The organism is Amycolatopsis camponoti (genome assembly GCF_902497555.1).
Lineage (GTDB): Bacteria > Actinomycetota > Actinomycetes > Mycobacteriales > Pseudonocardiaceae > Amycolatopsis > Amycolatopsis camponoti.
This window is the reverse complement of record NZ_CABVGP010000004.1, coordinates 393,187-406,954: the sequence shown is the minus strand read 5'-3', so window position 1 is coordinate 406,954 and position 13,768 is coordinate 393,187. Positions and strand designations below refer to the sequence as shown.

Sequence of the window (13,768 nt, the reverse complement as noted above, 5' to 3'; positions counted from 1 at the left end):
TGAAAGGCCCTCCGATGCGCACTCTTCCCCAGCTCCTGCTCAGACCCGGCGGGCTGGCCGCCGCCGCGCTCCTGCTCGTCGCGCTGACGCCGGTGACGGCCGAGGCCGCGACCGCGCCCGGCCCGGGTGTCGGCTGGATCCGGGTCGGGCACCTCTCCCCCAAGGTGCCGCCGGTGGACATCTACTTCGCGCCCTTCGGCCAGGCCGAGAAGGTCGTCATCCGCAAGGCGGGCTACGGCGCGGTCACGCCGTACTCGTCGCTCGACCCGGGCAAGTACACGCTCTCGATGCGGCCCGCCGACGCGGCGTCCAGCACCCCGCCCGCGCTGTCGGCGACCATCGACGTCGCCGAGCGCAGCGCGTACTCGCTGCTGGTGTTCGCGAACGGCCCGGACGGCACGCTCAAAGGTGACCTGATCACCGACGACCTCACCGCGCCCGCCGCCGGCAAGGGCCGGCTCCGGGTGGTCGAAGGGTCGGCGGCGATCGCCCCGGTCAGCGTCCAGGGTCCGACGGGCGTCGCGTTCGCCAAGGACGCGGCCTACGGCCAGACGTCGTCCTACATGGACGTGCCGGAAGGGCGCTGGCCGCTGCAGCTGTCCGGTGGCTCGGTCAAGTCGACCGCCGACGTCGACGTCAAGGCCGGGACGTCGACCACGCTCCTGATCACCGAGAACGCCGGCGCGCTCAAGGCGAACCCGATCTCCGACGGCGCGTCGCTGCCCCAGCCGCCGAAGCTCGGCGTCGAGACCGGGGGCGGCGGCACGGCGCCGTCGTCCGAGCTGCCGCTCTGGCCGGCGTTCGCGGCGGCCGGGCTGCTGGCCGCGCTCCTCGTGGGACGCCGGGCGGCTCGTGCGCGCTGACCTCGGCGCGCTGCTCGTCGCGGTGCTGCTGGCCGCGGGCTGCTCGGTGGCCCCGGCCCAGCCCGCGCCGCCATCCCCGGCCCCGTCTCCGGTTCCGTCTGCGCCGGTGGCGAGCGGTCCCCTGCCGCTGCCCCCGGCCGCCGACGTCCACCCGGTGCGGCTGCGGATCCCGGCCATCGGCGTGGACGCGCCCGCGCTCGTCCCGCTCGGACTGGGCGCGGATCACCAGCTCGAAGCGCCCGCGAAGTTCGAAGACGTCGGCTGGTACGCCGCCGGCCCGGTGCCGGGCGACCCCGGGCCCGCGGTGATCGCCGCGCACGTCGACTCCCGGTCCGGGCCGGCGCCGTTCTTCCGGCTGCGCGACCTACGCGACGGCGATCCCGTGTTCGTCACGCGCTCCGACGGCCAGGAGACCCGGTTCGTCGTGGACACCGTCCAGCGCTACCCGAAGAACGACTTCCCGACCGACGCGGTGTACGGGCCCGCGCCGGGCAGCGCGCTGCGGCTGATCACCTGCGGTGGCAGCTTCGACGCGGCGAAACGGTCCTACCGCGACAACATCGTCGTCTACGCTTCGACCCGCTGGGGTTAGGACTCCTTGATCAGGCCGCGCCGCGCCAGCTCGGGCCGGACGCCGTCGCCGAACCAGTACGCCTCCTCCAGGTGCGGATAGCCGGACAGCACGAACTCGCTGACGCCGACGCTGTGGAACTCCTCGATCAGGTCGGCGACCTCGTCGTGGCTGCCGACCAGCGCGGTGCCCGCGCCGCCGCGGACCAGGCCGACGCCCGCCCACAGGTTGGGGTGGATCTCCAGCCCGCGGACGCCGCCGTCGGTCCGGCCGCCATGCAGCGCGACCATCCGCTGCTGCCCGACCGACTCGCTCGCCGCGAGCTGCGCCTGGGCCTTCGCGACCTGCTCCGGGCTCAGCGCGTCCAGCAGCTTCTGCGCCTCCGCCCACGCCTCGGCCGACGTGTCGCGCGAGATCGTGTGCAGCCGGACGCCGAACCGGATCGGCCGGTCGCCGGCCAGCGCGCGGACCTTGCCGATCTTCTCGGCCACCTGCGCGGGCGGCTCGCCCCACGTCAGGTAGACGTCGGCGTGCCGGGCCGCGACCGGCAGCGCGGCCGGCGACGACCCGCCGAAGTAGATCGGCGGCACCGGGTCCGGCGCGGCCAGCGTCGTCGCGCCTTCGACGCGCAGGTGCTCGCCCTCGAAGGTGAACGGCTGCCCGGACCAGACGCCGCGGACGATGGTGAGGAACTCGTCGGTGCGCGCGTACCGGGCGTCGTGGTCGTGCCAGTCGCCGAAGCGCCGCTGCTCGACGGCGTCGCCGCCGGTGACGATGTTGAGCAGCACCCGGCCCTCCGACAGGCGCTGGAACGTGCCGGCCATCTGCGCGGCGAGCGTCGGGGAGATGACGCCGGGGCGGAAGGCGACCAGGAACTTCAGCCGGGTCGTCTCGCGGATCAGCGCGGCCGTGGTCAGCCACGCGTCCTCGCACCACGTGCCGGTCGGGGTCAGGACGCCTTCGAAGCCCTGCCGCTCGGCGGCGCGGGCCACCTGCGCGAGGTAGTCCAGGTCGGGTTCGCGCTGCGCCGACGGCCCGGCGGACCGGTTGGCGTGGAAGCGTTCCACGATCGTGCGGCCGTCGCCGCTGGTGGGCAGGAACCAGTGCAGCCTGATGGTCATCCGTTGCTCCTCGCCTGATCCAGGTCGGAGGCGAACCGCCGGTCGGCGAACGCGGCGAAGTCCACCTTGCCCGGCAGAGTCTTCTCGTCGGTGAACGCGTCCGCGAGCTGTTGCTCGGACTGGATGACCGAGTCGTCGAGCGGGATCGGCTGGTCCCGGCCCGCGTCGACGGCCTTCTGGGCCACTTCGAGCTTGAGCCCGGTCTCCTTGGCCCACGCCGCCGCCCACTCCTGGCGGTGCGTGTCGGCCCACTTCTGGGCCTTGACCACCCGGATCACGAAGTCGCGGATCGCCGAGTTCCGGCCGGGATCGGCCAGCGCCGTCGTGCTCGCGGTCTCGAAGGCCAGCCCGTTGGACGCGCCGCGCCCGTCGGCCAGCACCCGGGCCTTGGCCTCGATCTGGGCCTGCGCGGTGTAGGGATCCCAGATCGCCCACGCGTCGATCGTGTGCTGGGTGAACGCCGCGTAGGCCTCGGCCGGCTGCAGGAAGCTCACCTTGATGTCCTTGGTGGACAGTCCGTTCCGGTGCAGCGTGTTCAGCAGCTGGCCGTGCGCGGAACTGCCCTTCGCGACCCCGACCGTCTTGCCCTTCAGCGAAGCGACGTCCGCCAGCGGCGAATCGGGCGGGACGAGGATGGCCTCCCGCTCGACGTTGCTGCGCGCGACGCTGACGACCGCGATCTTGGCCTTCGCCGCGGCCGCGAAGATCGGCGGCGTGTTGCCGACGCGGCCGATGTCGATCGCGCCCGCCGAGGCCGCCTCGAGCAGCGGCGGTCCGGAGGTGAAGGTGGACCATTCGATCTTGTACGGCGTGCCGTCGAGCTGGCCCGCCGCGGTGAGCAGCGACTTCACGCCGCCCTTCTGGTCGCCGACCCTGAGCGTCACCTTCGCCAGGTCGGCCGCGCTCACCGGACCCGGAACGGCGGCAGGTCCCGAGCCGGGGCTCGCCGCCGAGCCGCACCCGGCCAGCACGAAGGCCGCCGCCACGAGCGCGATTCCGTTACGCCACCGCATCTTCGGTCACTCCCAGGTCGGCCAGCACGCGCCGGCGGAGGTCGTCGTGGCCGGCTTCGCGCGGCCGGTGCTCGGCCACGATCCGGCCGCCGTCGAGCACCAGCACCCGGTCGGCGAGCCGCAGGGCCTCGTCGACGTCGTGGGTCACCAGCAGCACCCCCGGCCGGTGGCGCCGCCAGAGGTCCTGGACCAGCCCGTGCATCGCGATCCGCGTGAGCGCGTCGAGGGCGCCGAACGGCTCGTCGAGCAGCAGCAGGCCGGGTTCGCGCACCAGCGCGCGGGCCAGCGACACCCGCTGGGCTTCGCCGCCGGAGAGGGTGAGCGGCCAGTCGTCGGCGTGGTCGGTCAGGTGGACCTCGGCGAGCGCTTTCTCCGCGAGCGCGCGGTTGCGGGCCTTCGAGACGCCGTCCTGGCGCAGGCCGAGGACGACGTTGCGCCAGACCTTCCGCCACGGCAGCAGTCTCGGCTGCTGGAAGGCGACCGAAACCGTCCCGGTCACTTCCGCGCGCCCTTCGACGTCGTCATCCAGACCGGCCAGCACCCGCAGGAGCGTCGACTTGCCGGAACCACTGCGGCCCAGCAGCGCGACGAACTCACCGCGGTCGACGGTCAGATCGAGTCCGCTGAGAATGGTCCGCTCGCCGAACTTCTTCGTGAGGTCCCGGACCTCGGCTACCGGGTTCGCCACCGCAGCACCTTCCGTTCCAGCAGCCGGACCAGCGCGTCGGTGACCAGGCCGAGCAGGGCGTACAGAACGAGACCGACGACCACGACATCGGTGCGCAGGAACTCGCGCGCGTTGTTGATGAGGTAGCCGACGCCGGCGTCGGCGTTGACCGTCTCGCCCACGATCAACGCCAGCCAGGCGATGCCGAGCGACTGCCGCAACCCGACGAGCGCCTGCGGCAACGCACCGGGGATCACCACGTGCCAGAGCCGTTCCGCCCGGCTGAACCCGAGCGCCCGGGACGCCTCGACGAGGTTCGGGTCGGCACCGCGGATTCCCGAGTGGACGTTCAGGTAGAGCGGGAAGGCCACCCCCAGGGCGACCAGCACGATCTTGGTCTCCTCGCCGATGCCGAACCACAGGATGAACAGCGGGATCAGGCCGAGGAACGGCAGCGTCCGCAGCATCTGCACCGGCGGGTCGACCAGCACCTCACCCCAGCGGGACAGCCCGGAGACGATGCCCAGCACCACGCCGATGACGGCCCCGATCGCGAACCCGGCGCCGACGCGACCGAGCGACACCAGGAAGGCGTTGCCGAGTTCGCCGCTGCGCGCGACTTCGACGCCGGCCCGCACGACCGTCCACGGTGAACTGAGCTTGTCGGGCGGCAATACGCCGGTGGCACTGGCGATCTGCCAGGCGGCGACGAGCACCACCGGGCTGATCCAGCGCCGCAGGTCGGGCCGCCACGCGATCCGGCGTGGCGGCCCTTCGGCGCGTTTCCGGGCGCGCGGAAGCACGCCCGTGGTGGAAATCGACACGGATTTCTCCCGGGGACGGGGATGTTCGGGGCTTGCGTGCTCCCGACATTCGGGCCCCGGTCAGGCGAAGTCAATCGCCGCCCAGTCCGTGAAACAGCGGTGTTTCACCCCGTGGAACACCTTGATCAGCCGCCGAACATGACCTTCCATTCGTCGAGCGACCGCGGCCGGTAGACGAAGTTGGTGCGCTTGACGTCGGAGAGCGCGGCCGACGGTTCGGCGGAGTACTGGTGCCCGGGGTAGACGACGGGGTCGCCGGGCAGGCCGGCGAGGGCCTGCAGGCTGCGGTAGATCTCCTCGGCGTCGCCGCCGGGGAAGTCGGTGCGCCCGCACCCTTCGAGGAAGAGCGTGTCGCCGGAGACGAGCTTGTCTTCGACGAGGAAGCACTGGCTGCCGGGCGTGTGGCCGGGTGTGTGCAGCATCCGGACGGGGATCGAGCCGACCTCGAGGACGTCGTCGTGGTCGTGCGCGCGCAGATCGGTGTCCTCGACCCCGGTCACGCGGCGGACCCACTCGGTCTCGGCGCCGTTGACGTGGATCGGCACCGGCCGGAGCGCGAGCAGCTCGGCGATGCCGGGCAGCTCGAAGCCCATCATCTCGCCGCCGACGTGATCGGGGTGGTGGTGGGTGGCGAGGACCCCGGTGAGCCGCATGCCATCGGCGTCGAGGACATCGAGCAGGTCCTGCACGGCGTAGGCCGGGTCGACGAGCACCGCGTCCTGGGTGTCCCGGTCGCCGATGAGGTAGGCGAAGTTCACCATCTGCGTCGCGACCGGGTCGCCGACGGCGAAGTCCCGCCCGGCGAGCAGCTGCCGGAAGTAGAGCCGATCTGCCATGGCCACACCCTACGGGTCAGCTTTCCGGCGGAGTCAGCACGATCCTCCCGAACACCTCGCCGGCCTGCATCTTCCGGTGGGCCAGTACCGCCTGGTCCAGCGGCAGGACCTCGTGCACGACCGAGGTCAGCTCTCCCCTGTTCGCGGCGGCGAACAGCTCCGCCGTCACCGCTCGCCGGTCGGCCTGGGGCACGGTGTTCGCGCTGAAGGTCGAGAACGACAGCGACCTCTGGAACGCCGCGAACAGCTGCTTGCCGAAGTCCGCCGGAGGGTCGCCGGCGACCGCGCCGATCGCCACCAGGCGGCCGTTCGGGCTGAGCTTGGCGAAGAACGACGGCAGGTCCGGCCCGGCGACGATGTCGATGACGACGTCGTAGGTGTCGGCCGTCCCCTCGCCGGCGCGGTCCAGCACGCGGGTCGCGCCGAGTCCACGCAGGCGTTCGCCACGCTCGGGCGACGACGTCGTCACCGCGATCGCGCCGGCTCCGGCGCGGGCGGCGAGCTGGACCGTCATGATCCCGAGACCGCCCGCCGCGCCGCGGACCAGCACCGACTCGCCCGGCGCGAAGTGGGCGTGGCGGAGGCCGAAGTGCGCCACGGCGCCGGAGCTGCCGAGCGTCACCGCGTCCACGGCCGACGTCGCCGCCGGGAGCGGGACGAGCGTCTCGGCCGGGGCGACCGCCTGCTCGGCGTACCCGCCGCCCACGCCGGTGAAGGCCCACACGCGCCGTCCGGTCCACTCGCGGTCGACGCCGTCGCCGACCGCGGTCACCGTGCCCGCGATCTCGCCGCCGAGGATGTGCCCGTCCCGGAACCCGTACGCGGCGAGGGCGCCGCTGCGGATCACGGCGTCGACCCCGCCCACGCCGATCGCCTCGGTGGCGACCAGCACCTGTCCCGCGGCCGGTTCCGGGACCGGGACGTCGATGACCGCGAGCCCCTCGGGATCGCCGAACGCTTGCACCGCAACTGCTTTCATGGGACCGACGGTAGTGGACGCCGGCGTCCGCTTGGCTAAAGTGAGAGCGTGGCCGATCATTTGCCTCACCTGCTGCGCTCCGACGCCCGCGACAACCGTGAGCGCATCCTCGACGCGGCCCGCCTGGTGTTCGCCGCCGAGGGCCTGGACGCGCCGATGCGCGAGATCGCCCGGCGCGCCGGGGTCGGGCCGGCCACCCTGTACCGCCGGTTCCCCACCAAGGAACTGCTGGTCACCGCGGCGTTCGCGGACCAGATGCGGGCGTGCTACGCCATCGTCGACGAAGGGCTCGCCGATCCCGATCCGTGGCGCGGTTTCGCCCTGGTCGTCGAGCGGCTGTGCGAGCTGCACGCGCGCGACCGGGGCTTCACCACGGCCTTCGTCTCGGCGTTCCCGCACGCGATCGACTTCGCCGCCGAACGCGAACGGGCCTTGCGGTCGATCGCCGAGCTGATCCGCCGCGCGCAGGAGGCCGGGCACGTGCGCCCGGACGTCGTCCTGGACGACCTGGTCCTGGTGCTCATGGCCAACGGCGGCATCCAGGCGCCGACCCCGGCGGCCCGTCTCGCTGCTTCACGACGCTTCGCCGCGCTCGCCCTCCGCGGACTGCGAACCTGACCCCTGGTGCAGGGCGGCGTAGGCCCGGTCGCGCAGGACGTTCGCCTCGCGGTCCGACAGGGTCGCGCTCAGCGGGCGCAGGACCAGCCGGACCAGGAGGTTCTTCTGGTCTTCGGTGGCGCCGAGCCGGGCCAGCGCCTGAGGGGGCAAGTGCGCGCACGGCGTCTCCTGCAGGATCTCGACCGATTCGACGACGTCGGCATCGTCGCCGAGGGCGGCGCGGACGCGATCGCCGAGGTCCTCGGCGCGATCGTCGTGCGCGACCGCGACGGAGAGGTCGCGGCGCACGGGCGGCAGGGTCGAGACCGGGCGGTACGGCGCGAGGTCGGTGAGCTGCGCCGCGACGGCCGGATCGGGTGACCGCAGGAGGCGGATGTCCGGGATGTCCTTCAGCAGCATCAGCATCCGGTCGAGGCCCATGCCGAGAGCCAGCCCGGACCAGCGGTCGTCGAGGCCGGCGCGGGCGAGGACATCGGGGTGGACGAGTCCGCATTCGGCGACCTCGATCCACTCGCCGTGGTGGCGGACGTCGAGCTGAGCACCGTCCACTGTGTACGGATGACGGCGGGGTTCGAGGCGCCACCGCCGGCCCGGCAGGAGTTCGGTGGCGAGGGATTCGACCAGGTGGCCCAGGTCGTTCTTCGTGCGCGTGATCCGCCACAGGTCGAGCTGGTGCGGAGTACCGGTGTGCAGCCGATCGATGCTGTCCCGGCGGTAGACGATGCCGGGGCAGACGAGCAGGACGTCGTCGGCCGGCCGCGCTCCGAGCGCCCGCAGCGCGCCGGGGACCAGGGCGCTGGAGTGGCTGCGCAGCACGTGGTCCGCGTCGACGTAGCGGGTGTAGCGCGCGTCGCGGGTGACGTCGGCGGGGTCGTAGCCCAGGTTGTCGTAGTTGTCGGCGACGCTGACGATCCGATCCCCCCGCCACCACCGCACTTCGGTCCGCGGCCCTCGGACGGCGGCGACGGCCCGCTCGACGACGAGCTGCATCGCGTGCGGGCCGGCCGCGGGATCGGTGAGATCGCGAATCGCGAGGTCACGGACGAGCCGGCTGGGTGTTTCGGGCATGACAAGGCCTCCTGGGTGAGCGGGGTGAGGGCGACTGCTCCCCCTGGGCCCGGACACCCGGCGAGGTTCGTTGCGGCTTGGTCATGGCTCGGCTGTGATGGTGCGGACCGAACCGCGCGGGCAACGTCAGGCAACGCCGACTGCGGACATGGCACCGGAACCCCGCTGGCACCCGCAAAGGGCCAGGGGGCCGGTAAATCGGCGGTACTCCGCAACGACGGCCACGAACCCAGGTTAGCGAGGCGTGTCACGCGGATTCTTCACTCACCCACCTCCCCATCGGCCAGCTCCCGCAGCAGATCCAGATGCCCCACGTGCCGCGCCGTCTCCTGGACCACGTGGGCCACCACCCACCTGACCGTGAACTCCGACCGCCGCCGCGTCCGGTCGTCGGGACCCAGTCGGCGCAACGACTTCTCCGACCGGGCCCACTCGGCCTTGTACGCCGCCACCACCGAGGCCGGTGTGTCGTCCGGTGACAAGTCCCAGCTGGGGTCCGGCGACCCCGCCCACAGCGACGGCAGGTCCGCTCCGCCCGCCTCGATCGACAGCCACCACCGCTCCACCGCCGTCAGGTGCTTCACCACCCCCAGCGCACTCAACCGCGGCGACGTCGAGAACGGCGTCGCCGCCGCCTGCGAAACCGGCAGCCCCGCCAGCTTGTTCACCGCCGTCGCGCGGAGGAACTGCAGGAAGTCCAGCTGCAGGCGCAACTCGTCCCAGGCCAGCCGGGCCGGCCAGGCCCGGTGCGTCTTCGAACTCGTGTTCGACATGACCGGAACGTACCGCACCGGTCCGACAAAATAGAGTGATCGGCATGTGGTGGGGACTCCTCTGCGCCCTCGGCGCCGCAATCGCGTACGGCGTCGCTTCGGTGATGCAGTCGGTCGCCGCCCAGGCGACCGAAGACTCCGGTGCCGGCGGGGTCGATCCGAAGCTGCTCGTGCGCGTCCTCGGCCAGTGGAAGTTCGTGCTCGGCCTGTCGCTGGACGTCCTCGGCTTCGTCGCGCAGATCGCCGCTCTGCACGTCCTGCCGCTGTTCGTCGTGCAGGCCGCGCTCGCCGCGAGCCTCGCCGTGACCGCCGTCGCCGCCCGGTTCCTCGGGGTCCGCCTCGGCAAACGGGAATGGGCGGCCGTCGCCGTCGTGTGCGCCGGGCTCGGGCTGCTCGGCGCCGCCGCCGAAAGCGAAGGCTCCGACCCGGTCGGCCTCGGCTTCCGGCTCGGGCTCATCGGCGCGGTCGTCGTGCTGGCCGGCGCCGGGATCGCCGCGGGGAAGGCGAGCCGGCACATCCGGACGCCCGCGCTCGGGCTCGTGGCCGGGCTCTGCTTCGGCGTCGTCGCCATCTCCGGGCGGATCATCCCCAGCCTCGCCCCGCTGGACCTGCTCACCGACCCGGCCACCTACACCGTCGCCGTCGCGGGCGGGATGGCGATGCTGTTCTACGCGACGGCCTTGCAACGCGGCAGCGTCACCACGTCCACCGCGATGATGGTGCTCGGCGAGACGATCTTCCCGTCGCTCATCGGCGTGTTCGTCCTCGGCGACCGGACCCGGCCCGGGTTCGCGGTCGTCGCGATCGCCGGGTTCGTCCTCGCCGTGGCCGCCGCGCTCGCCTTGGCCCGCTTCGGAGAACCGGCCACCGAGGGAAATGAGACGAAGCCGACCGTGTTCCCGTAACCCGTTTACTTAGACTAGCCTTACCTATCCCACGACCAGGACAGGGAGGCGCGGGTGAGCACGACGGGACGGGAAGTCCTCCGCCGTTCGATCACCGGGCAACGACGATCGGTGACCCTCGCGGCGGTGCTGACGGCGGGCCACCAGGGCGGCGAAGCGCTGGTGCCGGTGGTGATCGGCGTGGTGATCGACCAGGCCGTCGCGGGTGGCTCGGTGGGCACGCTGCTCCTCTGGCTGGCGGTGCTGGCCGTGCTGTTCGCCGCGCTGTCGACCAGCTACCGCCTCGGTGCCCGCTTCGGCGAGCGCGCCGCCGAACGCGCCGCCCACGACCTGCGCCTCGACATCGGACGCCGCGTGCTGCACCCCGGCGGCGGCGCCGAAGCCGGCAACCTCGCGGGCGAACTCGTCAGCATCGGCACGTCGGACGCGAAGCGGGTCGGCCAGCTCAACGGCGTCCTCCCGTTCGGCGTCGCCGGGCTGGCCGGGCTGCTGGTCAGCGCCGTCGTGCTGCTTACCATGAGCGTCCCGCTCGGCCTGCTCGTGCTGCTCGGCACGCCGCCGATGCTGTACCTGGCGCACCTGATCGGCAAACCGCTCGAACGCCGCAGCGAGGCCGAGCAGGAGCGCTCCGCCTTCGCCTCCGGCATCGCCACCGACCTGGTCGCGGGGCTGCGCGTGCTCAAGGGCGTCGGCGCCGAACGCGCCGCCGTCGACCGCTACCGCCGCACCAGCCAGGATTCGCTCAAAGCGACGCTCCGCGCCGCGCGCGCCCAGGCTTGGCACAACGGCGCGCTGCTCGCGCTGACCGGGATCTTCATCGCCGTCGTCGCGCTCGTCGGCGGGAACCTCGCCGCGGCGGGCGAAATCAGCGTCGGCGACCTCGTCGCCGCGGTCGGCCTGGCGCAGTACCTGATCACGCCGTTCTCGATCTTCTCGTGGGTGAACGGCGAGCTCGCGCAAGGCCGCGCGTCGGCCGGGCGCATCGCCGACGTCCTGAACGCACCGCACGCCGTCGACGCCGGGGAAGCCACGCTGCCCGCCCCCGCCGCCGGGCACGTCCGGCTTTCCGCGCTCGGCCGGGGGGCGCTGCGCGACGTCGACTTCGAAGCCCGCCCGGGTGAGCTGCTCGGCGTCGTCGCCACCGACCCGGCCGCGGCGACCGACCTCCTGGACTGCCTCGGCCGCGCCGCCGACCCCGCGACCGGCACGGTGTCGGTCGACGCGGTCGATCTGTCCACTGTGGACCCGAGCCGGGTTCGTGAGGTCGTTCTGGTGGCCGCGCACGACGCGGACCTGTTCGCCGGCACCGTCGCCGAGAACTTCGCGACCGGGCCGCTCAGCGAGGAAGCGATGTCCGCGGCCGCCGTCGACGAGGTGGCCGGCGCGCTGCCCGACGGCGTCGCCACCGAGGTCACCGAACGCGGCCGGTCGCTCTCGGGTGGGCAGCGCCAGCGGGTCGCGCTCGCCCGGGCGCTCGCCGTCGACGCGCCGGTGCTCGTCCTGCACGATCCGACGACCGCCGTCGACACCGTCACCGAGGCCCGCATCGCCGCGGGCCTGGCCGAGCTGCGGCGCGGCCGCACGACCATCCTCGTGACCACCAGCCCGGCGCTGCTCGCCGCGACCGACCGCGTCGTCCTCCTCGACGACGGGCGGATCGCCGGCGTCGGCAGCCACGCCGAGCTGGCCGGTCGCGCCGACTACCGGGCGGCGGTGCTGTCATGACCCGCGAACTCCTCCCCGTGGCCGACGGCCGCCGGATCCGCGCCGTCGTCGGCGAGCTCGTCGGCCGGTCGAAGGGCCGCGCCGCGGCCGCGGCCACGATGCTGGTCGCCGCCACCGCGATCGGACTGCTGACCGCTCCCCTGCTCGGCGAAGTCGTCGACCTCGTCGCGACGCGCCGGCCGGCGGCCGACCTGGTCACGCCGATCTCCGGGCTGGTGCTCGTCGCGATCGCGCAGGCCATCGCGACCGCCATCGGCGTGTCGATGGTGGCTCGGCTGGGCGAGACGATCCTGGCCGAGCTGCGCGAACGCTTCGTGGAGCGGGCGCTGGGACTGCCGCTCGAACAGCTCGAGCGCGCCGGCTCCGGCGACCTCACCGCCCGCGTGACGAACGACGTCTCGGTCGTCGCGGAAGGCGTGCGGCAGGCGTTGCCCGAGCTGGGCCGCTCGGTGCTCACGGTCGTCCTGACCCTCGGCGCGCTGGCCGTGCTGGACTGGCGGTTCCTGCTGGCCGCGCTGGTCGCCGTGCCGATCCAGGTGTGGACCGTGCGCTGGTACGTGCCGCGCGCGAAACCGCTGTACGCGAGCCAGCGCGAGGCCGTCGGCGCGCAACAGCAGCAGCTGCTGGACACCATCGGCGGCGCGAAGACCGTCCGCGCGTTCCGGCTGGCGGACGCGCACCTGGACCGGGTGCGGCAGCGGTCCGACACGGCCGTCGACCTGGCGTTGCGCGGGATCCGGCTGGTGACGCGGTTCTACGCGCGGCTCAACCTGGCGGAGTTCGTCGGGCTGTCCGCCGTGCTGGCCGCCGGGTTCCTGCTGGTCGGGGCGAACGCGGTGACGGTCGGTGTGGCGACGGCGGCGGCGCTGTACTTCCACAGCCTGTTCGGGCCGATCACGACGGCGCTGGCCCTGGTCGACGACGCGCAGGCGGCCGCGGCCAGCCTCGCGCGCCTGATCGGCGTGGCCGACTTGCCCGCCGAGGAATCGCCTTCGCAGCCTTCCCGGCCGGTGGACGCGTCGGTGAAGACGGCGGCGGCCGGCTATTCCTATGTGGACGGTCACCCGGTGCTGCGCGACGTCGACCTCGGCGTGGCACCCGGCGAGCGGGTGGCGCTGGTCGGGGCGAGCGGGGCCGGGAAGACGACGCTGGCCAAGCTGATCGCCGGGATCCACCGGCCGTCTTCGGGTTCGGTGACGCTCGGCGGGGTGCCCCTGGACGAACTGGGGCCCGAGGCGACCCGGCGCACGGTCGCGCTGATCAGCCAGGAGGTCCACGTGTTCGCGGGACCGCTGGCCGAAGACCTCCGCCTGGCGTGCCCGTCGGCGTCCGACGCGGACCTGCGGGCGGCACTGGCGAAGGTGGGCGCACTGTCCTGGGTGGACAGTCTGCCGTCCGGATTGGCCACGGTCGTCGGCGAAGGCGGCCACCAGCTGACGGTGACCCAGGCGCAGCAGCTGGCGCTGGTCCGGCTGGTGCTGGCCGACCCCCCGATCGCGATCCTCGACGAGGCCACGGCGGAGGCGGGCAGCGCGGGTTCCCGGGTTCTGGAGTCGGCGGCCGCGGCGGCCCTGGAAGGCCGGACGGCGCTGGTGGTGGCCCACAGGTTGACCCAGGCGGCGGCGTCCGACCGGATCGTGGTCCTGGACGCGGGCGCGGTGGTGGAGACCGGCACGCACGACGACCTCGTCGCGGCCGGCGGCCAGTACGCGAAGCTGTGGGCAGCCTGGTCGGGCCAGCGCGCCTGACCCCGTGTCGTCCCCCCGATCACGCGTGTCGACCTCCTGATCACGCGAGTCGACCCT

14 protein-coding genes are annotated in these 13,768 nt (G+C 73.2%); 6 read left to right on the top strand and 8 right to left on the bottom strand.

Features of this window, described 5'->3' with window-relative positions; all coding sequences use genetic code 11:
• The first annotated feature begins 14 nt into the window (after positions 1 to 14).
• Both AA23TX_RS48815 and AA23TX_RS48810 read left to right on the top strand, forming a co-directional pair.
• Positions 15 to 863 carry a DUF4397 domain-containing protein gene (locus AA23TX_RS48815; protein WP_155549854.1) on the top strand — a complete coding sequence of 283 codons (849 nt, stop codon included), beginning with the start codon at positions 15 to 17 and terminating at the stop codon, positions 861 to 863.
• A complete protein-coding gene (locus AA23TX_RS48810; protein WP_155549853.1) occupies positions 853 to 1,455 on the top strand; it encodes a class F sortase in 603 nt (200 codons plus the stop codon). The genes AA23TX_RS48815 and AA23TX_RS48810 overlap by 11 nt, the downstream gene beginning before the upstream one ends.
• Here AA23TX_RS48810 and AA23TX_RS48805 read toward each other — a convergent pair.
• The 6 genes from AA23TX_RS48805 to AA23TX_RS48780 form a co-directional block, all read right to left on the bottom strand.
• Positions 1,452 to 2,555, bottom strand: a complete 1,104-nt coding sequence (locus tag AA23TX_RS48805; RefSeq protein WP_155549852.1) for an LLM class flavin-dependent oxidoreductase — start codon at positions 2,553 to 2,555, stop codon at positions 1,452 to 1,454. The two genes, AA23TX_RS48810 and AA23TX_RS48805, sit on opposite strands and share 4 nt — an antisense overlap.
• Complete coding sequence (locus tag AA23TX_RS48800) at positions 2,552 to 3,568, bottom strand: ABC transporter substrate-binding protein (RefSeq protein ID WP_155549851.1); 1,017 nt, start codon at positions 3,566 to 3,568, stop codon at positions 2,552 to 2,554. Before AA23TX_RS48800 ends, AA23TX_RS48805 begins: the two co-directional genes overlap by 4 nt.
• Complete coding sequence (locus tag AA23TX_RS48795) at positions 3,555 to 4,256, bottom strand: ABC transporter ATP-binding protein (RefSeq protein ID WP_155549850.1); 702 nt, start codon at positions 4,254 to 4,256, stop codon at positions 3,555 to 3,557. The genes AA23TX_RS48800 and AA23TX_RS48795 overlap by 14 nt, the downstream gene beginning before the upstream one ends.
• Positions 4,241 to 5,059: an ABC transporter permease gene (locus AA23TX_RS48790; protein WP_155549849.1), complete on the bottom strand. Its 819-nt coding sequence runs from the start codon at positions 5,057 to 5,059 to the stop codon at positions 4,241 to 4,243. Before AA23TX_RS48790 ends, AA23TX_RS48795 begins: the two co-directional genes overlap by 16 nt.
• A 125-nt stretch (positions 5,060 to 5,184) precedes the next feature.
• A complete protein-coding gene (locus tag AA23TX_RS48785; RefSeq protein ID WP_155549848.1) occupies positions 5,185 to 5,895 on the bottom strand; it encodes an MBL fold metallo-hydrolase in 711 nt (236 codons plus the stop codon).
• A 16-nt stretch (positions 5,896 to 5,911) separates the two neighbouring features.
• A complete protein-coding gene (locus AA23TX_RS48780) occupies positions 5,912 to 6,874 on the bottom strand; it encodes a zinc-binding dehydrogenase (RefSeq protein ID WP_155549847.1) in 963 nt (320 codons plus the stop codon).
• A 48-nt stretch (positions 6,875 to 6,922) separates the two neighbouring features.
• On the opposite strand from AA23TX_RS48780, the gene AA23TX_RS48775 reads away from it, so the two are divergent.
• Positions 6,923 to 7,492 carry a TetR/AcrR family transcriptional regulator gene (locus AA23TX_RS48775; RefSeq protein WP_155549846.1) on the top strand — a complete coding sequence of 190 codons (570 nt, stop codon included), beginning with the start codon at positions 6,923 to 6,925 and terminating at the stop codon, positions 7,490 to 7,492.
• Here AA23TX_RS48775 and srmL read toward each other — a convergent pair.
• Both srmL and AA23TX_RS48765 read right to left on the bottom strand, forming a co-directional pair.
• Complete coding sequence (srmL, locus tag AA23TX_RS48770) at positions 7,448 to 8,560, bottom strand: PheS-related mystery ligase SrmL (RefSeq protein ID WP_196425964.1); 1,113 nt, start codon at positions 8,558 to 8,560, stop codon at positions 7,448 to 7,450. The genes AA23TX_RS48775 and srmL overlap by 45 nt on opposite strands.
• A gap of 260 nt (positions 8,561 to 8,820) precedes the next feature.
• Complete coding sequence (locus tag AA23TX_RS48765) at positions 8,821 to 9,333, bottom strand: DinB family protein (RefSeq protein ID WP_196425963.1); 513 nt, start codon at positions 9,331 to 9,333, stop codon at positions 8,821 to 8,823.
• Positions 9,334 to 9,377: 44 nt separating this feature from the next.
• On the opposite strand from AA23TX_RS48765, the gene AA23TX_RS48760 reads away from it, so the two are divergent.
• The 3 genes from AA23TX_RS48760 to AA23TX_RS48750 are packed head-to-tail and all read left to right on the top strand — an operon-like array spanning position 9,378 to position 13,711.
• A complete protein-coding gene (locus tag AA23TX_RS48760; RefSeq protein ID WP_196425962.1) occupies positions 9,378 to 10,238 on the top strand; it encodes a DMT family protein in 861 nt (286 codons plus the stop codon).
• Between the two features lie 54 nt (positions 10,239 to 10,292).
• A complete protein-coding gene (locus AA23TX_RS48755; protein WP_155549844.1) occupies positions 10,293 to 11,963 on the top strand; it encodes an ABC transporter ATP-binding protein in 1,671 nt (556 codons plus the stop codon).
• Positions 11,960 to 13,711: an ABC transporter ATP-binding protein gene (locus AA23TX_RS48750; RefSeq protein ID WP_155549843.1), complete on the top strand. Its 1,752-nt coding sequence runs from the start codon at positions 11,960 to 11,962 to the stop codon at positions 13,709 to 13,711. The genes AA23TX_RS48755 and AA23TX_RS48750 overlap by 4 nt, the downstream gene beginning before the upstream one ends.
• Positions 13,712 to 13,768: the final 57 nt, after the last annotated feature.